The 24795-nt window shown below is 61.3% G+C and carries 20 protein-coding genes; 8 read left to right on the top strand and 12 right to left on the bottom strand.

The window, feature by feature from the left end; translation table 11 throughout:
* Window positions 1-53: 53 nt before the first annotated feature.
* Complete coding sequence (mobA, locus tag HP556_RS13100; RefSeq protein ID WP_175367287.1) at window positions 54-683, bottom strand: molybdenum cofactor guanylyltransferase MobA; 630 nt, start codon at window positions 681-683, stop codon at window positions 54-56.
* A gap of 70 nt (window positions 684-753) precedes the next feature.
* Here mobA and HP556_RS13095 point away from each other — a divergent pair, with 70 nt between their 5' ends.
* From HP556_RS13095 to HP556_RS13075, 5 genes are all read left to right on the top strand, one after another.
* Complete coding sequence (locus HP556_RS13095; protein ID WP_175367286.1) at window positions 754-1002, top strand: sulfurtransferase TusA family protein; 249 nt, start codon at window positions 754-756, stop codon at window positions 1000-1002.
* Window positions 1003-1202: 200 nt separating this feature from the next.
* The gene (locus HP556_RS13090; protein ID WP_175367285.1) at window positions 1203-2861 is read left to right on the top strand and encodes an OFA family MFS transporter; all 1659 of its coding nucleotides are present in this window, start codon (window positions 1203-1205) and stop codon (window positions 2859-2861) included.
* 87 nt (window positions 2862-2948) lie between these two features.
* A complete protein-coding gene (locus HP556_RS13085; protein ID WP_089267466.1) occupies window positions 2949-3212 on the top strand; it encodes a hypothetical protein in 264 nt (87 codons plus the stop codon).
* A gap of 159 nt (window positions 3213-3371) precedes the next feature.
* A complete protein-coding gene (locus HP556_RS13080) occupies window positions 3372-3668 on the top strand; it encodes a hypothetical protein (RefSeq protein ID WP_175367284.1) in 297 nt (98 codons plus the stop codon).
* The gene (locus HP556_RS13075; RefSeq protein ID WP_175367134.1) at window positions 3665-3847 is read left to right on the top strand and encodes a hypothetical protein; all 183 of its coding nucleotides are present in this window, start codon (window positions 3665-3667) and stop codon (window positions 3845-3847) included. Before HP556_RS13080 ends, HP556_RS13075 begins: the two co-directional genes overlap by 4 nt.
* On the opposite strand, the gene dapA is transcribed toward HP556_RS13075, so the two are convergent.
* Both dapA and HP556_RS13065 read right to left on the bottom strand, forming a co-directional pair.
* Window positions 3844-4818 (bottom strand): 4-hydroxy-tetrahydrodipicolinate synthase, encoded by a 975-nt coding sequence (dapA, locus tag HP556_RS13070; RefSeq protein ID WP_175367283.1) that lies wholly within the window; start codon window positions 4816-4818, stop codon window positions 3844-3846. The two genes, HP556_RS13075 and dapA, sit on opposite strands and share 4 nt — an antisense overlap.
* A gap of 10 nt (window positions 4819-4828) precedes the next feature.
* Complete coding sequence (locus tag HP556_RS13065) at window positions 4829-5098, bottom strand: hypothetical protein (protein WP_175367282.1); 270 nt, start codon at window positions 5096-5098, stop codon at window positions 4829-4831.
* Between the two features lie 184 nt (window positions 5099-5282).
* Here HP556_RS13065 and HP556_RS13060 point away from each other — a divergent pair, with 184 nt between their 5' ends.
* A complete protein-coding gene (locus HP556_RS13060) occupies window positions 5283-5543 on the top strand; it encodes a DUF6496 domain-containing protein (RefSeq protein ID WP_175367281.1) in 261 nt (86 codons plus the stop codon).
* 148 nt (window positions 5544-5691) lie between these two features.
* On the opposite strand, the gene HP556_RS13055 is transcribed toward HP556_RS13060, so the two are convergent.
* On the bottom strand, window positions 5692-5928 hold the full coding sequence (locus HP556_RS13055; RefSeq protein ID WP_175367280.1) for a hypothetical protein: 237 nt from the start codon (window positions 5926-5928) through the stop codon (window positions 5692-5694).
* A gap of 19 nt (window positions 5929-5947) precedes the next feature.
* Window positions 5948-6835, bottom strand: coding sequence for a non-homologous end joining protein Ku (gene ku, locus HP556_RS13050; protein ID WP_175367279.1), 888 nt, complete (start codon window positions 6833-6835; stop codon window positions 5948-5950).
* A 144-nt stretch (window positions 6836-6979) separates the two neighbouring features.
* On the opposite strand from ku, the gene ligD reads away from it, so the two are divergent.
* Window positions 6980-9706, top strand: a complete 2727-nt coding sequence (gene ligD, locus HP556_RS13045; protein ID WP_175367278.1) for a DNA ligase D — start codon at window positions 6980-6982, stop codon at window positions 9704-9706.
* A 107-nt stretch (window positions 9707-9813) separates the two neighbouring features.
* On the opposite strand, the gene HP556_RS13040 is transcribed toward ligD, so the two are convergent.
* Window positions 9814-9978: a DUF3309 family protein gene (locus tag HP556_RS13040; RefSeq protein WP_081422059.1), complete on the bottom strand. Its 165-nt coding sequence runs from the start codon at window positions 9976-9978 to the stop codon at window positions 9814-9816.
* A gap of 155 nt (window positions 9979-10133) precedes the next feature.
* On the opposite strand from HP556_RS13040, the gene HP556_RS13035 reads away from it, so the two are divergent.
* The gene (locus HP556_RS13035; RefSeq protein WP_175367277.1) at window positions 10134-10445 is read left to right on the top strand and encodes a polyhydroxyalkanoic acid system family protein; all 312 of its coding nucleotides are present in this window, start codon (window positions 10134-10136) and stop codon (window positions 10443-10445) included.
* Window positions 10446-10675: 230 nt separating this feature from the next.
* Here the strand turns inward: HP556_RS13035 and treY are convergent, their stop codons facing one another.
* The 6 genes from treY to HP556_RS13005 are packed head-to-tail and all read right to left on the bottom strand — an operon-like array spanning window position 10676 to window position 24713.
* Entirely contained in the window at window positions 10676-13468 is a 2793-nt protein-coding gene (treY, locus tag HP556_RS13030; protein WP_175367276.1) for a malto-oligosyltrehalose synthase, read from the bottom strand.
* Window positions 13468-15234 carry a malto-oligosyltrehalose trehalohydrolase gene (gene treZ, locus HP556_RS13025; RefSeq protein ID WP_175367275.1) on the bottom strand — a complete coding sequence of 589 codons (1767 nt, stop codon included), beginning with the start codon at window positions 15232-15234 and terminating at the stop codon, window positions 13468-13470. Before treZ ends, treY begins: the two co-directional genes overlap by 1 nt.
* Entirely contained in the window at window positions 15231-17309 is a 2079-nt protein-coding gene (glgX, locus tag HP556_RS13020; protein WP_093760720.1) for a glycogen debranching protein GlgX, read from the bottom strand. The genes treZ and glgX overlap by 4 nt, the downstream gene beginning before the upstream one ends.
* A 3-nt stretch (window positions 17310-17312) precedes the next feature.
* Complete coding sequence (glgB, locus tag HP556_RS13015; protein ID WP_175367274.1) at window positions 17313-19454, bottom strand: 1,4-alpha-glucan branching protein GlgB; 2142 nt, start codon at window positions 19452-19454, stop codon at window positions 17313-17315.
* On the bottom strand, window positions 19451-22750 hold the full coding sequence (treS, locus tag HP556_RS13010) for a maltose alpha-D-glucosyltransferase (RefSeq protein ID WP_175367273.1): 3300 nt from the start codon (window positions 22748-22750) through the stop codon (window positions 19451-19453). The genes glgB and treS overlap by 4 nt, the downstream gene beginning before the upstream one ends.
* Window positions 22751-22760: 10 nt before the next feature.
* Complete coding sequence (locus HP556_RS13005) at window positions 22761-24713, bottom strand: maltotransferase domain-containing protein (protein ID WP_175367272.1); 1953 nt, start codon at window positions 24711-24713, stop codon at window positions 22761-22763.
* Window positions 24714-24795 lie beyond the last annotated feature (82 nt).

The raw sequence follows: 24795 nt of genomic DNA, 5'->3' as shown, positions 1-24795 counted from the left end.
GGCGGCCTGACGGCCGCTTCTCGGTCGATGTCATTCCAAACGGCGATATGTCGTTAGTTGTCATCCAGCTTTGCAAGCCGTTCGGCTTCAGCGATATCGTCCATCGTATTGGCATTGAAGAACGGATCGACAGGATCGACCGGCCACTCCACGGTGGCGAGACGATAGCGTGCCGTCCAGCGGCCGACCTTGCGGATGTCCTCGTTGACGAGCGCGTGCCGTAACTCATGGCGCAGGGAGACATCCCACAAGCCGACGACGGGATGCGATTGCCCGGCCGATGACGCGACAGCAAGCTGTGCATTCTCCGCGGTGCGGGCGTGATGTAAACGCGAGACGAGATCGCGCGGCAGGAACGGGCAGTCGCCGGCGACGCTGAGCATCCATGTGACATCCGGTCGGTTGGCGGCTGTCCATTCCAGACCTGCGAGAATGCCGGCGAGCGGGCCGGGGAAATCCGCGACGTCGTCGGCAATCACCGGCAGACCGAAGGACGCAAATCGCGCGGGATCACCATTGGCGTTCAGCACCAGTCCGTCGCATTGCGGCGCGATGCGTGCGATCACGCGGGCCAGGATGCTGCGGCCACCGATCTCGCGCATCGGCTTGTCGCCGCCGCCCATCCGGCGCGCGAGACCGCCCGCAAGAAGCACGCCCGGAGTGGCCGGATATGTGTTCGTCATCGCCATACCGCTGCATATGACATTTGATGCCAGCCCGATATAACGCAGTTGCACCAAGTGGAACCGCGCGATGCCTGTGACCAAGCTCGACCTGACCGGATTGAAATGCCCGTTGCCGGCGCTGATGACGCGCAAGGCGATGAAGGCACTGTCGGTGGGCGATCGGCTTGAAGTCCACTGCACGGACCCCCTCGCGGTGATCGACATCCCTGCGTTGATTCAGCAAAGCGGCGATCAGATCGAGACCTCCGAACGCAGCGGCGATGTGATCGTTTTCTTCATCGAAAAACGAAATGCTGCGATTGCAAATCGCGATTGAATTGCTGCGATGCAGTGGAAATCATTGATAAATTTTCGCTCCTGATACCTTTGGACTATCGACTCCCGCAGTCGCTTCTGGCCCTGTTCTAAAGTGCGAGCGTGCGTAAATCTTTGTCCGCGCGCCGCAGGGGAATTGACGAAGCGACTTTTTCAAATCGCAGACCGGCTCAGAAGGGTCGGCTGCAGGGGAGAACTTTCATGACAAGTGTGGGCAACGCCGGAACACTGTCTGGCACCAAGCCAGGATTGCTGGAACGCGAACGCATCATTGCGACCGCCGGCTTCAACCGGTGGCTGGTTCCACCTGCTGCACTCTGTATTCATCTCTGTATCGGCATGGCCTACGGCTTCAGCGTGTTCTGGCTGCCGCTGTCGCAAGCAATCACGACACCTGCCTCGAAGGAAGTGTGCGAGGGCATGAGCCTCGCCACCGAGCTGTTCACCACCACCTGTAATTGGAAGGTCGCCAGCCTCGGCTGGATGTACACGCTGTTCTTCGTGCTGCTCGGCGTTTCCGCTGCCATCTGGGGCGGTTGGCTCGAGCGAGTCGGTCCGCGCAAGGCCGGCTTCGTGTCGGCGATGTGCTGGTGCGGCGGTCTCGTGCTCGGTTCGATCGGCGTCTACACGCATCAGCTCTGGCTGTTGTGGATCGGCTCCGGCGTGATCGGCGGCGTCGGTCTGGGTCTCGGCTACATCTCGCCGGTATCGACGCTGGTGAAGTGGTTTCCGGATCGTCGCGGCATGGCCACAGGCATGGCCATCATGGGCTTCGGCGGCGGTGCGATGATCGGCTCGCCGCTGGCTAACCTCTTGATGAATTATTTCAAGACCCCGACCGATGTCGGCGTCTGGCAGACCTTCCTGGCCATGGGCGTGATCTACTTCGTGTTCATGACCATTGGTGCGTTCTCCTATCGCATCACGCCACCGAACTGGAAGCCGGAAGGCTGGACCCCGCCGGCTACGGCGAATGCGATGATCACCACCGGCCACGTGCATCTCGACAATGCGCACAAGACCAAGCAGTTCTGGCTGATCTGGGGGGTGCTCTGCCTGAACGTGTCCGCCGGCATCGGCGTCATCGGCATGGCCTCGCCGATGCTGCAGGAAATCTTTGCGGGCAAGCTGATCGGTGCGCCTGACCTCTCCTTCAGCCAGCTCTCGGCTGCACAGAAGACGGCGATCGCCGGCATCGCCGCCGGCTTCGCGGGTCTGATCTCGCTGTTCAACATCGGCGGCCGCTTCTTCTGGGCGTCTTTGTCGGACAAGCTCGGCCGCAAGAACACCTACTACACGTTCTTTATTCTCGGCATCGTGCTATATGCACTGGTGCCGACCTTCGCGGCGATGGGCAGCAAGGTTCTGTTCGTGCTGGCCTTCGGCATCATCCTCTCGATGTATGGCGGCGGCTTCGCGACCATCCCGGCCTATCTCGCCGACATTTTTGGCACCCAGTTCGTGGGTGCGATCCACGGCCGGTTGCTGACGGCCTGGGCGACTGCGGGCATCGTCGGTCCGGTGGTGGTGAACTACATCCGTGAATTCCAGATCGCTGCCGGCGTGCCGCGGGCGCAGGTCTATGACTTCACGATGTATATCCTCGCCGGCATGCTGGTGCTGGGACTGATCTGCAACATGCTGGTGAAGCCACTGGCGCCGCACTGGTTTATGAAGCCCGAAGAAGTCGCGAAGTTGCAGGCCAAGGGCGCCGAGGCGGCGTCGGCCGGTGGAGGCTCCTATGGCATTGGCAAGGGCGGTTTCGACGGCGCAGCCATTGCCTTCTGGGCTTTCGTCGGTGTCCCGCTGTGCTGGGGTGTCTGGCTGACGCTGCAGAGCGCCGCGCGCATCTTCCAGTAAAACCTGCGCGGGACCGGCAGCGAAAGCTTCCGGTCCCGTTTTACATCTGACGAACAATCTTCAAAACAAGCACATTCGGGGATAACGATGACACGCATCACTACGGGCCTCTTGGCCGCACTGTTCGTTGTGACTTCAATGGGCGTTGCTTCGGCACAGGCGCCTGCGACGCCGGCAACCCCTGCTGCGCCCGCCAAGATGAAGCTGAACAAGCAGAGTCTGAAGGACATGAAGGCGAAGTGGAGCGCCAACAAGGGCAAGCTCAAGGCCTGCCGCAAGGACGTCAAGGTCAAGGGTCTCGCCGGCGACGATCGCTGGTTCTACATCGAGGACTGCATGGCCAAGAGCTGAGCGAGCGCTGGTCTTTCCGGCAGTTCCAGCCTCCTGATCTTTATGCCGCGCCTATGAACAGGCGCGGCTACCCGTCTCGATTTCATATGGCGATGTCCGCATCTTCTCACCATCCCGACGCGCTCATGCGCCAGGGATCTGAGAAGACGGACAACGACCATGACGATGTTCTACAATCGCGATACGCAGCTGCACGATTTCTCGGCCGACAGCGCCTATCGCTCCTATCTCATCAGCCGCAATCAGCCGCCGATCGTCCATCACTCCAGTGATATCCAATGGAAACGGCTTTGCGTAGCCATCAGGCTGACGCGTAACCACATCAAGGGCTTCTTCGCCGCCATCCACATGGCCCTGGTGGCCGACAAGATGCGCCGCGCGCGGCGTGAGCTGGCGCGCGTCCGTGTGCGCGCCGCCGATACGCCGGTGCTTCCGGATCGCCGGAGCGTGCCATGAGGGAAGACCGTTCTGCAGCGCTGTTCGCGCGTATCGCCTCCTATGCGACCATCATGCCGGGCATTTTCGCCCGGCTATGGCGTTTCGTCATTGGACCTGCTGTCTATCGGCCGGCCGCGCATTATATGCGCGGACCCGGCCCGAAATGTCGTGAGAAGAACGAGCGCCCGCAAGCCTAGCGGGCGCGGCGCAGGGGCGGCGCGTCGTCGGGCTGTGCCCAGATCGCTTCCATCGCGGTGTGTAGCTGCTGCTGCTCGGCATCTGTAAGCTCGGTCAGCGGCAGGCGCACGGCGGCATTCCCCAGGCCCCGCAAGATCAATGCATACTTCACTGCTGATGTAACCTGGTCCGGCGGCAGTGCTGCGGCGAGCGGCGCCAGCATGTCGGAGATGGTCGTCGCATAGCGCGGGCATCCCTGGCGGGCCGCGTAATACATGCCGCGGCAGAGCTGCGGCGCCACATTGGCCATCGCGGAGACAACGCCGTCGCCGCCGAGCAGCAGATAAGGCAGGGCTGCGGTGTCCTGTCCCGTCAGCATCCGGAAACCCGCTGGCAGCAGCGGCCGCAATCGCGCCAGCCGGCCGGCGTCGGCGGTGTCGTCGCGCAGGCCTATCAATCGTGGCGAGGCGGCGAGGCCGATGAGCGTGTCGTCGGTCAGCGCACGGGCACAACGCGACGGTGCGTCATGCACAATGACCGGCAGCAATGTCGCCTCCAGGATCGCACGGAAATGCGCTGCGATGCCACTTGCCGTCGGGCGGTTGTAATACGGCACGACCGATATGACGGCATCGGCGCCGGCAGCCCATGCCAGCCGGGTCGATTCAATGGCGCGGCTGGTGCAGTTCGATCCCGCGCCGGCAATGACGTGGATGCGCCCGCGGGCGACGCCGGCGGCAGTCCGGATCAGCGTGGCGCGCTCGTTCGAGGTGAGCGTGTCGGCTTCGCCAGTGGTCGCGCCGACGACGATGGCACTAGCGCCGGCACAGACCTGTCGCTCGCACAGGCGTGCGAAAGTGACGATATCGAGCGCGCCATGCGTGTCGAACGGCGTCGGCACATCGGCGATGATGCCGTGCAGCCAGTCGTTGGCGCGATGGGAGGCATGAGCTTGCGGGAGGGCATGAGCCCGAAGAGCAACTGTGGACATGGCGGGAAGCTCAGGCGACGCGCCGTTGTTGTAACCGTTCGACAGAGGTTGCTGCCGTGAAAGGCAGGGCGTTCATATCGAGTTCGATGAGGCCCGCCGTCTCGATGATAGCTTCGGGGCGATGACCGTTCTCGAACAGTGCATAACGCACGGCATTCGCGCGGCTGACAAACAATCCGCCGAATAGGCCGTTTTGCTCCTGCGCGACCCACTGGCCGCCGCCGTTCTTGCCGATGAAAACGAGGGATGAGCTACACGAGGGAGGTTCGATGGTGATCACTTGCAGTCTCCAGTTCATTCGCTTGAGCGAATGGCTGCAAGATGATCGGCCACCCGTTTGAAAACGAGATGAGTGGCGGCGCCGCGTTATAGGGATTTCATAAGTGCGTCCGTTCGCCAATCGTCGGCGTGGAACCATCACCCGCGGCGGCGATTGATCGTTTCGATCATAAAGGGAGCGTGGAATGGCGAAGTATTCCAAGAAGGCGGCAGCGAAGGTCGCGCGAGCGGTGAAGAAGGCGAAGGCCGGCACGCTGAGAAGTGGTCGTTCGAAAAAGAAGGTGACCAGCCGCAAACAAGCGATCGCCATCGGCTTGTCGGAAGCTCGCGCCGAGGGCAAGAAGGTACCGAAGGCGCCGAAGAAAAAGACGGTGAAGAAAGCCAGCAAGAAGACGGCGGGGAAAAAGAAAGCGGCAAAAAAATCCCGGAAGTCGACGAAGGCCTGAGGCAGCGCCGATGTACGTTGATCGACGCATATGACCCAATCTTCGTCATGCCCGGGCTTGTCCCGGGCATCCACGTCTTGGGGAGAGAAAAGACGTAGATGGCCGGGACAAGCCCGGCCATGATAGTTTCGACCGAAGCGTCATCGCCTCACTTTGTCTGTAGGGTCGCCTTCAGCAGGTGGTCCTTACATTCATCGTCCTTGCCCTCCGCCATTGCTTCGCTGGCCAGGCCGATCTCGTCGGAAGCGGTCTTCTTTTGCTTGCCATCGGCCATCTTGGCGATGGCTTCGGCGACGAAGGCGATATTCGAGGCGTTGCATTCCCGTGTCTGCAGTTGCTGCGCCTGCGCTGCCGCGGTCGACATCAACGCGATGCCTATGATCATTCCCAAAATCTTCATGCGCTCAGCTTGCCTTGCGATGTCGCGCTGATGACCGCGCAGCCTTCTTGACCGGGCGCTTGCGTGCTACATGTGGTCGTGACGACGAAGCGCGTTTGGTCGACTTGCCCTTGCCACCCTTGAGGCTCGCCTTCAGCGCATCCATCAGGTTGATGACGTTGTCCGGCTTCTCCTCCTTCTCGACGACCTTCACCGGCTTGCCCGCAGCCTTGCGCTTCACCAGCGTCTTCAGCGCGGTCTCATATTCATCCTTGAACTTGCTGGGATCGAAATGCGACGCCTTGCTGTCGAGGATATGCGCCGCAAGGTCGATCATGTCCTTGGAGATCCTCGGGTTCTTGATATCGTCGAAATAGTCCTCCTCGTCGCGCACTTCATAGGGGAAGCGCAGCGTGGTACCGAGCAGGCCCTTGCCGAGCGGCTCGATGGCGATGATGTGCTCGCGATTGGTGAGCACGATGCGCGCTAGCGCCACGCGGTCCTTGTCCTTCATGGCATCGCGGATCACGGCGAACGCATCGGCGCCGGCCTTGCCGTCGGGCGCGATGTAATAGGGATTGTTCAGATAGCGCCGATCGATCTCGTCGCGCGGCACGAAGTTGTCGATGTCGATAGTGTGATTGCTCTCGATCTGCACGGCCTCGAGCTCTTCCTTCTCGATCTCGACATATTCGCCCTTGCTGATCTCGTAGCCGCGGCCCTTCTGCTCCTTCTCCACGACGTCGCCGGTCTCGACATCCACCATCTGCTGTTTCAGCCGGTTGCCGGTCTCACGGTTGATCATGTGGAATTTGGTTTTCTCGACCGAGGTCGCGGCCGGATACAGCACCACCGGGCAGGTGACGAGCGACAGCTTGAGAGAGCCTTTCCAGTAGGCGCGGGGCGGGGCCATACTCGTCCTCCAACTCGATCTACAAAATGAAGCGCGCGGGCCGCAAAGCATTGCGCCGGCGTGGATTTCCAGGAACTTCAACGGCAGTTGCCGGTTTTGGTTCCGGGCCGGATCATGCGCCCAATGCGGTGAGTGGGGGACGGTGTGGCCGACAAGCAGCTTCAGATCTACCGCCGGAAACGCGATTTCGCGCTCACGAAGGAGCCCGCCGGGCAGATCGTGGTCGCGCCGGCGAAGCGCCGCCGCTTCGTGATCCAAAAACACGATGCCACGCGGCTGCATTACGATCTGCGGCTGGAGATGGACGGGGTGTTTAAGTCCTGGGCCGTCACGCGCGGGCCATCGATGGATCCCGCCGACAAGCGCCTCGCTGTCGAGGTCGAGGACCATCCGCTGGATTACGGCGATTTCGAAGGCACGATTCCCCGGGGACAATACGGCGGCGGCACCGTGCAACTGTGGGACCGTGGCTATTGGGAGAGCGACGATCCGGACAAGGGCTTCAAGAAGGGCGACCTGAAATTCACGCTGGACGGCGAGAAGCTGCATGGCGGCTTCGTTCTGGTGCGCATGAAGCATGACCGCAATGGCGGCAAGCGCACCAACTGGCTGCTGATCAAGCATCGCGACGACTTCGCGAAGGAGGGCAAGGCCAACACCATCCTCGACGATGACAAGTCAGTGGCGTCCGGCCGGACCATGAGCGCCATCGCCTCAGGAAAAGGGAAGGCGCCGAAACCGTTCATGATCGCCAAGACGGCGAAGATCAAACCCGATGCTATCTGGGATTCCAGCGAGGGCAGTGCTGCCGATGCGCGCGCTAATAAGGGCGTGAAGACCCAGGCGGATGTCGGCAGTCGTGCAGCGAAGAAAGAGGCGCCGGCGAAAAACGCGACCGCGAAGAAAGCTGTCAAAAAATCCATCAAACCGACCAAGGCGACGACAATGCCGGGCTTCGTCGCGCCTCAACTTTGCACCATCGTGGAGCGGCCACCCTCCGCGGATGGCTGGGCGCATGAGATCAAGTTCGACGGCTATCGGGTGCAGCTCCGCGTCGAAGACGGAGAGGCCACGCTGAAGACACGCAAGGGGCTCGACTGGACCGACAAGTTTCAGGCCATCGCCAAGGAAGCCACCGGCCTGCCGGATGCGATCATCGATGGCGAGATTGTCGGCCTTGACGCTCATGGCGCGCCGGATTTCGCGGCGCTGCAGGCGGCGCTGTCGGATGACGAGACCGATACGCTGATCTTCTTCGTGTTCGACCTGCTGTTTGCGGATGGCGAAGACCTGCGGAAGCTGCCGCTTGGCGAGCGCAAGGAGCGATTGAAGGCGCTACTCGACAAAGCCCGCGGCCGTCGCAAGGAAAGCCTGATCCGCTATGTCGATCATTTCGAGACTGGTGGTGACGCCATTCTGCAGTCGGCCTGCAAACTGTCACTGGAAGGCATCGTCTCCAAGAAGCTGTCGGAGCCCTATATGTCCGGCCGCTCGCAAAACTGGACCAAGGCCAAATGCCGGGCCGGTCATGAGGTCGTGATCGGCGGATGGAAGAGTAATGCCGGCAAGTTCCGGTCGCTGATGGTCGGCGTCAACAGAGGCGATCATCTGGCCTATGTCGGCATCGTTGGCACCGGCTTCGGCCAGGACAAGGTCACGCGCATCATGCCGGCATTGAAGAAAGCGGCGGCGAAGACCAGCCCGTTCGGCGGCAAGGAGACGCCGCAGGGTGGCCGGGACGTGCACTGGCTCAAGCCCGAACTGGTGGCCGAGATCGAATTCGCAGGCTTTACCGGCGCCGGCATGGTGCGTCAGGCGTCGTTCAAGGGGCTGCGGCAGGACAAGCCGGCCGATGAGGTCGAGGCCGAAACTCCCAAGAAGACCGAACTTGCCGAGCCGACGCCGAAGCGCAGCGCGAAGAAAACTGCCAAAAGCTCCGCAAGAAAAGCCGCGCCCGCAAAAGCTGCGGCCGGCAATGCCGTTGTCATGGGTGTCTCGATCTCCAAGCCTGACAAGGAGCTATGGCCGGATGCTGGCGACGGCGAGCCGGTCACCAAGCGCGATCTCGCGGTGTATTTCGAGGCCATCGGCGATTGGATGATGGACTATCTCAAGGGCCGCCCGTGTTCGATCGTGCGCGCGCCCGACGGCATCGACGGGCAGCAGTTCTTCCAGCGCCACGCAATGCCGGGGACATCGAACCTGCTCGAACTCGTGAAAGTCTCAGGTGACCGCAAGCCTTACCTGCAGATCGATCGCGTCGAGGGTCTTGCGGCTGTCGCGCAGATCGGCGGGCTCGAACTGCATCCGTGGAATTGCGCGCCTGATGCTCCGGATACACCGGGGCGTCTGGTGTTCGATCTCGACCCGGCGCCTGATGTGGAGTTCATTGCCGTCATGGATGCGGCACGCGAGATGCGCGAACGGCTCGCGCGCCTCGGCATGGAGAGTTTCTGCAAGACGACCGGCGGCAAGGGCCTGCATGTGGTGGCACCGCTGCTGCACGGCGCGAAGGACAAGGTGGACTGGAAAACGGCGAAGAGTTTTGCGCAGGCCGTGTGCCAGCAGATGGCCAGTGACGACCCCGAGCGCTACCTCCTCAACATGTCGAAGAAGCTGCGTGGTGGAAAGATTTTCCTCGATTATCTGCGCAACGACCGGATGTCGACCGCGGTCTCGGTGCTGTCGCCGCGGGCGCGAAAGGGGGCCACAGTGTCGATGCCGCTGACATGGCCACAGCTGCGCAAAGATCTGGATCCGAAGAATTTCACTGTGCGCAGCGTCCCGGCGCTACTGGCGAAGAGCAAGGCGTGGGTGGGTTACGAGGATGCTGCGTCGTCGATCAAGTCGGCGATCGGGAAAATGAAATGACTCTCACCGTCATCACTCGCCTTCGCGGGTGATGACGGTGAGAGCGTGCGCACATGGAAAAGCGCGCGATCCTTCCGGATCGCGCGCCTTGAAATCAATATCCGCTCTTACAGCTTACCAAGCAGCAGGAGGATCAGCAGAATTACCACGATGAGGCCGAGACCGCCGCCGCCGTAATAGCCGGTGCCGTAGAACGGACCGCCGCCGATACCGCTGAAACCACCAAGCAAGGCGATAATCAGAATGATCAGAATGATAGTACCAATGGACATGGATTTCTCCTCAGCCTGGCAGACGGACAAGCCTGCTGCCTTCATGCGATAAAAACGCGCAGGCATCCCCAAGGTTCCATGAGTGAAACTTTGATTACGACTACCGTCGGGCGAAATCGCGCTTACATCCGTGTGAGCTAACAAAGGATCATGTGATGTCTGCACCGCTCGTCGTTTCCATTCCGCACAGCCTCGGCCGCGAGGAAGCCGCGCGCCGGCTCAAGACAAGACTGACACGCGCAGCAACTAATGTACCAATGTTGAAAGTTGACGAGGAGCGCTGGGACGGCGACCGGATGATCTTCCGCGTCCGTGCCATGGGGCAGGCAGCGTCCGGTCATATCGATGTGGCCGAGGATCATGTCACCGTCGAAGTTGTGCTGCCTTGGTTGCTGCAGCGCTTCGCCGAAGTGGCGCAGGCAGCGATCAAATCGCGCGGAAATCTGCTGCTCACAAAAAAGAGTTGAAGCGGCGATTGCGGCGTGCAAAAAATCTCACGCATCTTCAATGTCTGTTGCTGCGCAACATAAAAATGCCGTGCGATAGTGCGGCGCACGCGAGTTTGATCGTAAACCACTCGCAAACAATTTGATGAAAAGCTTTGAGCACGCGGAGGAAGGGAACCGACCTTTCTCGAGTCGGCACGACATCCGCCAGGCCGTCCGGCCGTTGATCCCGGGCGGCCTTGTCGTGTGTGCTATCGCAAACGCGTCGAACGAATGCGTTTCGGCGCGGCATGTGCCTTCACGATCGCCATCGGAATCTGCCTGAAGAGCTTGGTAACGGAAAGCTGGATCGCGCCGTTCTTCTGCGCAGAACCTTCAACGAGGTAGCCGGGCGCGATCACTGTCGCGTCGAAGGCCGTCGCCTCGGGCCAATGCCGCCCGCCTTGTGTCGCTTCGGAAAAAGCGCGTGGGATCACGACGATTGCCGCGTCGCGCTGATGCCGCCGCGCAAAGGCGATGATGTGCGCGGCATGAGGTCCGGTCACTTCAAGTGGTTCGTAATCGCCATCGGTGAAGACGGCTGCCATCTCGGTGCGGCGTTTCAAAAGCTCGCGCGTCCAGGCGAGCTTGATGTGGCCATCATCCCAGTGCTGCGCCAGTGCCGCCCAATCCGGTTGCTGCAGTGCCTTCAGCACTTTCGCGCGTTCGGCGAAATCCACCGGGCGGCGGTTATCGGGATCGACCAGCGAGAAATCCCAGAATTCGGTGCCCTGATAGAAGTCCGGCATGCCGGGAATGGTCGCTTTCAGCGTGATCTGGCTGAGTGAATTCAACGCGCCGATCAGCGATGTGCGTTTGGCAAAGGTCTCAAGCGCTGCAAGAAATTCCGGCGACTGGGCCGGGTCGAGAATGCGCTCCAGAAACGTGCGCAGACCCTTCTCATAGGTGTCGTTCGGGTTGAGCCAGCTCGTTTCCTGCTTGCCCTCGCGCGCCGCCTTCAGCGCATAGGCCTGCATCCGCTCGAGGAAGGAATTGTCCTGCCCGCCGAGCGGCCAGGCGCCGATAAGCGCCTGATACAACATATACTCGAACGCTGCGGAGGGCGCGCGCATCTCGCCGTCAACAACCAGATGCGGCGCGTTCAGCAGCTTCCAGCGGCTGACAGCACTGGCCCATTCACCGGGCATTTCGGCCAGCGCCAGCAAACGCGCGCGGGCATCCTCGCCGCGCTTGGTATCGTGGGTGGCGGTCGAAGTCATGCCATGCGGCCGCTCGAGCGCGCGTGTGATCATTATCTCGTGGAACGTGGCGACAGGTATCGCTTCCGCTGCCGGCTCGCCGCCAACTTCGTTGAACGCCAGCAGGCGATGATAGCGATAGAAGGCGGTGTCTTCGAGCGACTTCGCCATCGTCGGCCCGGTGAACTGCTGCACCTTCAATGCAAAGCGTCGCACCCGCGGCTTGCTATGTGCGGGGCGGCCAGGCTTCAGCAGGTCCAGCGTCAGAGCGTCGCGCAAGAAGTCGAACAAGCCTTCATCGGCGCCGAACCAGTCGGCGCGAGCTTTCTCGATGGTCGTGGCGATCAGTTGCCGGTCGAGGGCCGATGGGCCGGCGGTGGAGAGATAGGTGCGATAGACCGGGAAATGAAGCACGTAGAGTTCGAAAGCCTGACGCAGCGTGTCGGCGGAGAAATCGCGTGTCGAATAATGCCCGTTGGCGATCCGTGCCAGCAGACGCGTCAGCACGGTGAATTCGCTGAGCAGCAGCGTATCGAGCACGCGGCGCTTGGCTTCCACCAGTTGCGGTTCGAATTTCGGCGAGACGTTGCTCACCTGTCGCCAGGTTTCGCCCAGTGGTTCCAGGCCTTTTTCTTCGACCAGCACCTGCGTGATCACATTGAGCCATTCATAGCCGGTGGTGCCATGCACGCCGGCGAAGGGCACCAGCTTCTCGTGCTCGCCGAGAATCTTCTCGACCACGACATAGAACGGTTTGGTGCTGTTGCCATGCGCCTCGCGGATCAGCCGGCGCAGCCGTTGGAAATATTGCGAGGGATCGTGAAGGCCGTCGATATGGTCCAGCCGCAACCCCTGCAGCTTGTCTTCGGTAATCAGCCGTTTGACCAGCGAATGGATCGCCTCGAACGTATCGGCGTCCTCGATACGTAGACCAGCCAGCGTATTGACGTCGAAGAAGCGGCGGTAATTGATCTCGCTCGATGCCAGGCGCCACTGACCGAGCTTGTAGTGCTGGCGCTCCAGCAGCATGTGCATGGCCTGAATCTGGGCGGGCCGATCCAGCCCGGCGCGATAGGCGTCGAGGCCGCGCGTGATAACCTCGGCAGCGCCGTCGATCGACGCCAGCTGCTGCTTGAAAGCCGGCGCTTCCCGCCGGTTGGGATGGCGGAGGCCTTTGTGCCTGGCCGCCAGTGTCAGGATTGCGCGGCCGGCTGGCGTGTTGCCGGCATCGGCTTCCTTGACGATGGTGCGCAGCATCTCGCTGTAACGCTCCGGCGCGATCGGCAGCCTATGTTCGAAATACCAGGCCGAGAAGCTGCCGTCCTCGGCGTCGTATTTCAGCTCGATCTCGCCGTTGTCCAGTGCCTGGCCATAAGAGCTACCGATGATCGGTAGCAGCAGACCGCCGCGTGCGCGATAGGGCAGCGTGTCCCAGTCGATGTCGAAGGAGACGGCGTGCGGCGAGGCCTGTCCCCATTCCAGCAGGTCGAGCCACCACGGATTGTCTGCGAAATGCACGCCCACATGATTGGGCACAAAGTCGAGGATCAGGCCGATATCACTGGCCTTCAGCGCGGCACTCAGGCGCTCGAAACCTTCGTCGCCGCCCAGTTCTGGATTGAGCTTGGTGTGATCGACAATGTCATAGCCATGGGTCGAGCCGGCGCGCGATTTCATGAATGGCGACGCGTAGAGATGCGTGATGCCGAGTTCCTTCAGATAGGGCACGATGCCCGCGGTGGCATCGAAATCGAAATCCTTGGTGAGTTGAATACGGTAGGTCGCGACGGGAATCGCAGGAGCCATTATCTATCTCCGATCCGCCATACGACGGACCACGGCGTCCCCACGCCGGTGGTAGTGTTACCCCAAATTGTTGTGCCTGTGCTCGGCGATGCTGCGTTGACGGCCTTGTCGGAAAGATTGGCCGTGAGATGCAGCCTGCTGCCGTCACCCATTGTCCAGAAGGCCGTGAGCCAACCGTCCTCGCTCGCCTCAGCCTGGCCGAACCGTGCGCCAGCGAGGTGCGGCACGATATGCTGCTTGCGCAATGCGAGCAGCTCGCGAACCAGCGTCAGCCGCGTCTTGCCCGCGGTCGTTTCGCGATTGTCCCAATCGACGAAGGCCGAGCGGAACGAGCTCTCGTCCAGCGGGTCGGGGATCTCGTCGCCGTATTTCTCATAGGCGCTGGCGAATTCCTTCTTGCGGCCATTGCGCACGGCATTGGCGAGATCGCCCTCGAAATCGCAGAAGAACGGAAACGGCACTTTCGAGCCCCATTCCTCGCCCTGAAACAGCATCGGCACCATCGGCGCCAGCAATGTAACGGCCAGCGCAGCTTCGATGGCCTCGGGCTTGGCCAAGGTTTCCAGCCGATCGCCAAGCGCACGATTACCGATCTGGTCGTGGTTCTGCAGGAAATTCACGAAGGCCGCCGGTGCGAGTTCGCCTGATGGTTCGCCGCGCGGTGCGCCGTCGCGATGCGCCGACGACTGGCCCTGATAGGCGAAGCCCGAGCCCAGCGCCCGTACGATATGATCGAGCGGCTTCGGTGCGTAGTCGCTGTAATAGCCCTTGTCCTCGCCGGTGAGCAGCACGTGCCAGGCATGGTGATAGTCGTCGTTCCACTGCGCACGATATTTGCCGCGCGGCGGGTTGGTGGCGGGATCGAGCAGAGTGGCGCGGTTGTCGTCGTTCTCGAGCACCAGATGGATCAGCCGGCCGGTGTCGGCGGCCAGCTTGCCGACCTCGCGGCTCAGCTCGTGCAGCATCGGGATCTCGCCCTGTTCGGGAATCGCATGCACGGCATCGAGCCTGAGCCCATCGAAGCGATAGTCACGCAGCCACGCCACGGCATTCTCGATCGCGTAGGCCCGCACGTCCGGCAGGCGATAGTTGATCGCCGAGCCCCACGGCGTATGCGCCTCGCCGAAGAAGGACGGCGCATATTGCCCGATGTAATTCCCTTCCGGGCCGAAGTGGTTATAGACGACGTCCAGAAACACTGTCAGCCCACGCAGATGCGCCTCGTCGATCAGCGCCTTCAGATCGTCCGGGCGGCCGAACATCGCGTCCGGCGCATACCACAGCACACCGTCATAACCCCAGTTGCGCTTGCCGGCGAAATCGGCCAACGGCATCAGCTCGAGTGCGGTGATCCCGGTGGCGATGAGATGATCGAGCTTGTCGATCATCGCGCGATAGGTGCCCTGCGGCGTAAAGGTACCGACATGGGTTTCAATCAGCACGGTCTCTTCCCACGGCCGCCCGCGCCAGTCGGCTGCTCGCCACGCATAGGTCCTGTGATCGATGACTTCGGAAGGGCCGGCGATATCGTTCGGCTGAAAGCGTGAGCCGGGGTCGGGCACGTCGGTCTTGCCGTCGATCCTGAAGCGATAGGTGTCGCCAGCCTCGACACTTGCGACCTCCGCAGTAAACCAGCCGTCTTCGCCGAGTTTCAAGGGATGGGATTGATTCCCAAGTACCACGTCGACGCGTTGCGCAGCCGGCGCCCAGAGGCGGAAGACCGCGCCTTTCTCGGTCAGCTGTGGTCCGAACGAATGAGCGCTCATGCTGGCGTCCCCGCAAAGGCCAGTACCGAACGCGGCGGCGCATCGATGTCGCTACCGGGGGGCAGGATCGCGATGGAGAGCTTTTCGTCGGCGGTGTTCAGCACCTGCCGCCAGTTCTTGTATTCCAGCATCTTCGGCAGCTTGAAAGGAATGCCCTCGGGCGCCGCATTCAGCACGATGAAGATCGGATTGGTGTTGTCGCCGGAAGCGCTAAGCACGTAGGACAGGAAGCGCCCGTCTGGAAACGCCCAGTCCGTCTCGGTCATCTCGTCGGCCGAGGGCGTCAGCCACAGTACCCCATAGCTGCCGTCGGCACGGCGGCCGTCGAGCCAGCGTTGCGTGGTGATCTGCGGAAAGCGCTGTCGCAGCTGCGCCATATGGCCGATGAAGTCGGTGAGATCGTCGTCCTTGTCGCCGAGATTGTCCCAGCCGACCCAGCCGATCTCGTTGTCCTGGCAATAGGCATTGTTGTTACCGCCCTGGGTATTGCCGACCTCGTCGCCGGCCAGCAGCAGCGGCACGCCCTGCGCGAGGAACAGACAGGCGAGCTGGTTCTTGCGCAGCTGTCGGCGCAGCGCCAGCAGCTCGGGATCGTCGGTCGGGCCCTCGACGCCGAAATTGTTGCTGAGGTTATCCGAGGAGCCATCGCGATTGTCCTCGCCATTGGCCTCGTTGTGCTTCTCGTTATAGGCAAACAGGTCGGCCAGCGGGAAACCGTCATGCACGGTGACATGGTTGATGCCGGCGCGCTGCTTGCGGCCGTCATGGTTGAACACGTCTGACGAGCCGGTCATGCGGCTGGAGACTTCGCCGATCAGCGAGCCTTCGCCGCTCCAGTAGCGGCGCATGGCGCTGCGATATTTGTCGTTCCATTCCGACCACTGCGATGGAAACGCGCCGACCTGATAGCCGCCCATGCCGAGGTCCCAGGGCTCGGCGACCATCTTGACGTTCGCGAGGACAGGGTCCTGCCGGATGGCGGTGAGGAAACCGCTATTGCGATCGAAGCCATTCGGCCCGCGCGCCAGCGTGGTTGCAAGGTCGAAACGAAAGCCATCCACGTGACACACCTCAACCCAGTAGCGCAATGAATCCATCACCATCTGCAACACACGCGGATGCGTAAGGTTCATCGAGCTGCCGCAGCCCGTGAAGTCATCATAGAATCGTGGATTGTCCGGCATCAGCCAGTAATAGGAGGCGTTGTCGATGCCGCGATAACTCAGCGTCGGGCCGAGATGATTGCCTTCGGCGGTGTGGTTATAGACCACGTCGAGCATCACCTCGATGCCCGCGTCATGCAGCCGCGCGACCGTCGTGCGGAACGCATCGAGCGGATTGTCGGTGCCGTAGCGCGCTTCCGGGGCGAAGAAGGAGAGGGTATTGTAACCCCAGTAATTCACCAGCTTCATTTCCACCAGCCGGCGGTCATCGACAAAGCTGTGCACCGGCAGCAGCTCGATGGTGGTAACGCCAAGCCGTTTGAGATGCTCGATCATCGACGGCGACGACAGGCCGCGATAGGTCCCGCGCAGCCCTGGCGGCACGTCCTTGCGGGTCTGCGTCAGGCCTTTGACATGGGCCTCATAGATGATGGTGTCTTCCCAGGGTACACTGGGACGCGCTTCCTTGCGGCCCCAGTTGAACGTTTCGTCGACCACCACAGCCTTCGGCATGCCGCGCGCATTGTCGCGGCGGTCGAAAGAGAGGTCCTCGCGCGACGAGCCGGTGCGATAGCCGAAATGTGCATCGCTCCAGACGAGACGCCCGGCCAGTTTCTTGGCATAGGGGTCGAGCAGCAGCTTGTGCGCATTGAAGCGATGTCCATGCTCCGGTTCATAGGGCCCATGCACGCGATAACCATAAAGCTGGCCCGGCGAGACATCGTTGAGATAGCCGTGAAAGACGTGCTCGTTATATTCCGGCAGTTCGATGCGCTCGAGTTCGCGCCGCCCCTGGCTGTCGAACAGACACAGTTCGACCTTGGTGGCGTTCGCAGAGAACAAGGCAAAGTTGGTCCCCCGTCCGTCCCAGCTTGCGCCGAGGCGGGAGGGCATGCCGGCGGATAGTCTCATGCTCTAGAATTCCGGTACGAGAAAGAGTGCGGCCAGCGGTGGAAGGGTCAGACTGAGTTCGGGGACAAGTCCCTTGGCAATGACTTCGCCCGAATTGCCGACATTGCTGCCGCCATAAGGCGCGGCGTCGGAATTCAACACCTCGCGCCAGGCGCCGGTGAACGGCACGCGGACGCGGTAATCGTGATAGACGTTGGGCGAGAAGTTCACGACCACGAGGCATTGCGCGCGCGGATTGCCGCCCTTGCGCAGCCAAGCGAAGACGTTGTTGCCGGCATCATCAGTGATCATCCATTCGAAGCCGGCGGGATCGCAATCGAGTTCATGCAGTGCCGGCTGGTTGCGATACAGCTCGTTGAGATCGCGGATCAGCGAATGGATGCCGGCATGCTTGTCCTGCTCCAGCAGGTGCCAGTCCAGCGACGTGTCGTGATTCCATTCGCGCTCCTGGGCGAATTCGCAGCCCATGAACATCAGCTTCTTGCCGGGATGGCCGAACATGAAGGAATAATACGCGCGCAGATTCGCAAAACGCTGCCAGTCGTCGCCGGGCATCCGGCCCAAAATGGATCGCTTTCCGTGCACGACTTCGTCATGCGATAGCGGCAGCACGAAATTTTCCGAGAAGGCGTATTGCAGCCCGAACAGAATGTCGTTGTGCTGGTACTTGCGATAGATCGGATCCTTGCTGATGTAGTTCAGCGTGTCATGCATCCAGCCCATGTTCCACTTGTAGCCGAATCCGAGCCCGCCGAATTCGACGGGGCGTGAGACCTGCGGCCAAGCAGTGGATTCCTCAGCGGCAGTGGTCGCATTCGGGAATTTCGCGAAGACTTCGGTGTTGAAGCGGCGCAGGAAGCTGACGGCCTCGATATTCTCGCGACCGCCATATTTGTTCGGAATCCAGGCGCCGGCTTCACGGCTGTAATCGAGATACAGCATCGAGGCCACGGCATCGACGCGCAGCCCATCCACATTGTAACGCTCAAGCCAGAATAGCGCGTTGGATACGAGGAAATTTACGACTTCGGTGCGGCCGTAATTGTAGATCAGCGTGCCCCAGTCCATGTGCCGGCCCTGCAGCGGGTTGGCATGTTCATAAAGGGCCGTGCCGTCGAAATTGCCGAGGCCATGCGGATCATCCGGGAAGTGCCCGGGCACCCAGTCGAGCAGCACGCCGAGCCCCTCGGCATGACAGGCGTCGATCAGCAGTGCGAATTCTGCGGGCGTGCCGAAGCGGCTGGTCGGCGCATACATGCCGGTCGGCTGATAGCCCCAGGAGCCGTCAAACGGATGCTCGTTGATGGGTAGGAATTCCACGTGGGTAAAACCAAGATCGCGGGCATAGCGCGGCAGCGTCTCGGCCAGGTCGCGATAGGTCAGCCACTCATTGTCGCCCTTGCGACGCCAGGAGCCCAGATGCACCTCGTAGATCGACATCGGCTTATTCAGCGCATTGATGTGATCCGGGGCAGGGCGCGGATGCGGGATCCTGGCTTCGTCGAGCACGATGGACGCTGTGGAGGGCCGCAGTTCGGCGGCGAAGGCCATCGGGTCGGATTTTTGCGTCAACTGTCCATGCGGGCCGATGATGTCGAACTTGTAGTGATCGCCGGGCATCGCGCCCGGGATGAACAGCTCCCAGTAGCCCGCACCGCGCACGCGCATGGGATGACGCCGCGCATCCCAGAAATTGAAATCACCAACAATGCTGACACGCTTCGCATTGGGCGCGAGCACCACAAATCCGACGCCGCTGACGCCTTCAAGCACCATCGGATGGGCGCCGAGCTTGTCATAGAGCCGCTGATGGGTACCTTCGCCGAGCAGATAGAGATCGAATTCGGTCAGGATCGGCGGAAAGCGATAAGGGTCGTCGAGATCGACGGACCTGTCGCCATAGCGCGCCCGCAGTTGATATTTGGTCGAGCCATTGGCCAGTGCGCCGACAAACAGGCCGGCGTCATGGACGCGTTCCAATGCGGTCGTCGCACCGTGATCATCAATGGCATCGACCTTCACGGCTTCCGGCAGGAAAGCGCGCACGACTGTTTTGTCGGCTTCCTTGTGGGGGCCGAGATAGTGAAATGGATCGGAGTGGCGGCCTTCGACGATTGCGTAAGCCTCGGCGGGCAAATTGGTCATACGGCTTCCTCAGAATACTGGTTCAGAATGCGCAGGATGCCAGTCAGCGGCACGCGCAGCCAATCTGGCCGATGCGCGAGTTCGTATTCGATTTCATAAAGCGCCTTTTCCAGAAGGAAGAAGTTCAGCATTTCCTTGGTGGCTCCCGCGTCTGCCGGCCACAGCCGCGCATCGGTCATGGTCTCGCGATAGGCGTCAACGAAAGCCGTGGTGGCACGTTCCCGCCAGGCGTCCAGTGCGGCAGCCAGCTTGCCGGTGTCGTCCGAAGTTACCTTGAGCGCGCGTTCCAGTGCTGCCGTTGCCGAATAATCGATTGAGCGAATGAGCCCGGCGATATCACGTGCAGCGGGCGCCTTGCGGCGGCGCTCATCGATCGATCTGCGCGGTTCACCCTCGAAGTCGATGATGAAGATATCATCCTTGACGATCAGCATCTGGCCGAGATGGAAATCACCGTGATGGCGGATCTTCAGTCCGTCGATATTCTCCGGCAGCAGCTCGGTCAGCCACCCCCGCAAGCCGTGGCGCAGTTCCAGCACCTGATCGATCAGCGCGCGATCCGAATCCTTTGCAGAATTGCGACGTTGGGCGAGCGCGCTAAATACCGGCTCCGCACGCGTGACGATTTCATTGATCCAGAGCCTGATATCGTCAGGCGACGTCGGCTCCGGCTTGAAATCCGGGATGTCGTCGCGGCTGGCCAGCGCCATCTGCATCTCGGCGACGCGGCGGCCGGTCTGCGACATATAGAGCAGATACGGCACCTGTTCTTCACTGTGCGGGGCGTGGTCATCCACCGCCAGCAGACGCTGCTCATCGGCGAAACGGTCGAGATAGGCCGATGTCACGGTCCAGGCATCGCCCTGATTCTGCACGAAGGCATGCACGATGGCGACGGCGGTGCGCTGATCACCCTCGACCAGTTCGACGCTGCCAAGCAGAGCCGGCGTATTGGTGAAACCGGCGATATCCGTCAGGAAACGGCTGACCTCGATCTCCGGATTGATGCCGGCCTGCAGCTTGCGATAGATCTTCACGACATAGTCGTTGTCGACCAATGCAGTGCTGTTGGACTGTTCGGTTTCGACCGCACGGATGTTCTCCAGCGGCGCAGCCGGCTTTTCGGCAAGCTTGGTCGTTGGCCGGAATTCCAGACGGTTGCCCTCTTCTTCGACGGTCAGTGAAATGCGCAAATTGTGCAGCAGCAGCGCAATGAAGATGTGGTCGGTGGCAACGTCGAGTAGGGTACCTTCGCGCGCGCCCTGACGGACAGCGGCAAAGGCTTTCGGATTGTAGCGTTCGCGGTCGAAGCGGGTCCACTCGATCTGCATGGGCAGCAGATAGCGCGTCGCCACATTGCGCTGCGTGGTTTCGAAGAACACCAGCCATGGACGGTTGTCGCCGATCTCGCAGAACGGGATCGCGCCGGTAAGCATGGGCTGGATCGCCTTTGGCTGTCGCTCCGGATACCAGCGGCTGCGCGCCAGGAAGGAAGGCAGCACGTCGCGCTCGAACACACCGCGCGTACGGGCGAGAGTCATCCAGGTCGAGCCAAGCGGCACCACCAGCGTTTCGAATTCTGGCACCACCGGCGGCTGCGAATGTTCGGAGACATCGCGGAGCTGCAGCTGGAACCAGTAGAAGCCGTAAGGCGCCAGCGTAATCATGTAAGGCAGATCGCCGATCGGCGGGAATTTGGTGCGGCCGAGCATTTCCAGCGGCACGCGTTCCTTCCACGGCGACAGATCGAGTTCGGTGGCCTGCGCGGCGCGCGACAGGTTGGCGACGCAAAGAATCGCTTCGTCGCCGAGTTGGCGCACATAAGCGAGAACGGAGCGGTTGTCGGGGCGGATGAAGGTCATGGTGCCGCGACCGAAAGCGAGCGTCGATTTCCTGACAGCAATGAGCCGTTTGGTCGCCGACAGCAGCGACGACAGGCTGCGCGACTGCGCTTCCACGTTCACGGACTCGTAGCCGTAGATCGGATCCATGATCGGCGGTGCATAGAGCCGCGCGGGATCGGCGCGCGAGAAGCCGCCATTACGGTCCGGCGCCCATTGCATCGGTGTGCGCACGCCGTTGCGGTCGCCGAGATAGATATTGTCGCCCATGCCGATCTCATCGCCGTAATAGATGATCGGCGTGCCGGGGAACGACAGCAACAACGAGTCCAGCAGCTCGATCTTGCGCCGATCGTTGTCCATCAAAGGCGCCAGGCGACGGCGAATGCCGACATTGATGCGCGCGCGCGGATCGTTCGCATAGGTCGACCACAGATAGTCGCGCTCGACGTCGGTGACCATTTCCAGCGTCAGCTCGTCGTGATTGCGCAGGAACATTGCCCACTGGCAGTCGCCCGGAATATCCGGCGTCTGCCGCATGATGTCGGTGATCGGGAAGCGGTCTTCCTGCGCCAGCGCCATATAGATGCGCGGCATCAGCGGGAAGTGATAGGCCATGTGGCATTCGTCGCTGTTGCCGAAATATTCCTGCACGTCCTCCGGCCATTGATTGGCCTCGGCGAGCAGCAGCTTGCCCGGCGCATAGGCATCGAGTTCGGCCCGCAAATGCTTGATGACTTTGTGGGTCTCGGGCAGGTTCTCGTTATTGGTACCGTCGCGCTCGACAAGATAGGGGATCGCGTCCAGACGGAAGCCATCGACGCCGGCATCCAGCCAGCGTTTCATCACCTGCACCACGGCAGAGACAACGCGCGGATTGTCGAAATTCAAATCCGGCTGATGTGAGAAGAAGCGGTGCCAGTAATAGGCCTTGGCCTCCGGGTCCCAGGTCCAGTTCGACTTTTCGGTATCGGTGAAGATGATCCGGGTGCTCTGATATTTCTGGTCGGTGTCGCTCCAGACATACCAGTTGCGCGCACTGGAGCCGGCCGGGCTGCGGCGGGCGCGTTTGAACCAGTCATGCTGGTCCGACGTGTGATTGATGACGAGTTCGGTAATCACGCGCAGGCCACGGCGCTTGGCTTCGTGGATGAAGCGCTTGAAGTCCTTCATCGTGCCGAAGTCGGGATGGATCGAACCATAGTCGGCGATGTCGTAGCCGTCGTCGCGGCCTGGCGACGGATAGAACGGCATCAGCCAGATGGTGGTGACGCCGAGATCCTGCAAATAATCCAGCTTCTCGGTCAGGCCGATAAAGTCGCCGATGCCGTCATGGTTGCTGTCAGCGAAGGTCTTCACATGCAGCTGATAGATGATGGCGTCCTTGTACCAGAGCTTGTCGATCTCCTCGGCGCGCTGTTTCGCTTTAACGTCGATATCGGTCATTACGTTCATGTCAACGCTTTCAGGCGAGGCAACGGAAGAAGATGGCGGGATCGCGCTGGGGATCGAGACGCAGGCGGATGCCGCCCCATTCGACGCCATGGCGCTCGCCGGTAATGATGTTCTCGACGGCGGCGACATTGCGCTTCTCGCCATCGACTGTGACTTGCGTGTCGATCGGCAGCCAAAATTCATAAGGATCGCGCGACAGGGCGATGGCGCCAGCGACCGTATTGGTGCCATCCACCGACTCCTTGACGAAGCCGATGATGTTGTCGTTGTCGACCGGCATGAAACGCAGGTTTGACGTCTGCTGCAGCGCCGTGTTGGCGCGGCGTGCGTGGTTCAGCGCGGTGATATAAGGCTTGATATTGCCCGGCGCATTCCAGTCGCGGGTCCTGATCTCATATTTCTCCGAGTTCAGATATTCCTCCTTGCCCGGAATGGCTTCGTGTTCGAGCAGTTCGAAACCGTTATAGATGCCATAGGTCGACGACAGCGCGGCCGCCAGCGCCACGCGCGCCTTGAACATCCAGGCTTCACCGGATTGCAGATGATAGGGCAGGATGTCCGGCGTGTTGACGAAGAAGTTGGGGCGATAGAACTCACGCTCGGGATAGCCGCACAGTTCGTTGAGATACTGCTCGATCTCCCACTTCGCAGTGCGCCAGGTGAAATAGGTATAGCTCTGCGAGAAGCCGAGCTTGGCGAGGCCCTTCATCAGCTTCGGACGTGTGAACGCTTCCGCCAGAAACAGCGCGTCCGGATGCCTGATCTGCACCTCATGGATCGCCCATTCCCAGAACCGCAGCGGCTTGGTGTGCGGATTGTCGATGCGGAAGATCTTGACGCCCTGGTCGCACCAGAACAGCAGCATGTCGCGCAGCGCGTTCCACAGCGATCCCGCGTCCTCGCAGTCGAAGTCCGGATTGTGGATGTCTTCGTATTTTTTCGGCGGGTTCTCGGCATATTTCATCGAACCGTCCGGCCGGCGCTTGAACCAGTCTGGATGGTCCTTGACCCATGGATGATCCGGCGAGCATTGCACGGCGACGTCGATAGCGACTTCCAGACCATGGTCTTTGCACGCAGCGATCAGCGCATGGAAATCTTCCATGGTGCCGAGCTGCGGATGCAATGCGTCATGGCCGCCCTCGGCTCCGCCAATGGCATAGGGGCTGCCGACATCGCCGGGCTCGGAGGTCAGTGAATTGTTCTTGCCCTTGCGGTTGGTCTTGCCGATCGGGTGGATCGGCGTGAAATACAGCACATCGAAGCCCATCGCCTGCACGTCGGGCAGGCGGGCGATGCAATCGCGGAACGTGCCGTGCTGGCCTGGCACTGTGCTCTGACTGCGCGGCACCATCTCGTACCACGCGCCGTTGCGGGCACGTTCACGGTCGATCATCAGCGGCAACAAAGGCGAGCGCGTCAGGTCCGGGCGTAACTGGGCCTCGCCCATGGCGGTGCGCAGCTCAGGTGACAGCAGCGGCTCATTGTCGCCGGTCTGCAGAAAATTCTCGCATTGCTTGACGATGAGCGCCGAAGCCTCGGGCCCGCCATTCTGCGCCTTGGTCATCAGACCGGCGCCTTCCAGCGCATCCAGCGTGACATCCTGTCCCGCCTTCAGCTTCAGTTCGAAGCCGTGGCGCCAGGTGGCGAATTCGTCGGTCCAGGCCTCGATCGCATACACATAGCGTCCGATGCCATCGGGGATGAATGAGCCGCCCCAGCGGTCGTTCACTTCCAGCGTCATCGGGACGCGATTCCACTCGCGGTCCTGCTCACGGCGCCAGACAATGGCAGCGGCGATGATCTCGTGACCATCGCGGTACAGGTCGGCATAGACAGCGACAGGTTCGCCCACGATGCGTTTGACCGGGAAGCGGCCAGCGTCGATGATCGGATAGATGTTTTCGATATGGAAAGCCCCGCCGATACCGGCGGTGTCCACGATTTGCGATGTTCTGTTCACGGTGATGCCATCATGAGGTGTCGTCCCTGTTCGATTTTTCAAAAAGAGACGGTGCGATCATATACAAAGCCCCGTGACAGGG

The sequence above is a fragment of the Tardiphaga robiniae genome, assembly GCF_013359755.1.
In the GTDB taxonomy this organism is placed as follows: Bacteria; Pseudomonadota; Alphaproteobacteria; order Rhizobiales; family Xanthobacteraceae; genus Tardiphaga; species Tardiphaga robiniae.
This window is presented reverse-complemented; position numbering and strand designations above follow the sequence as displayed.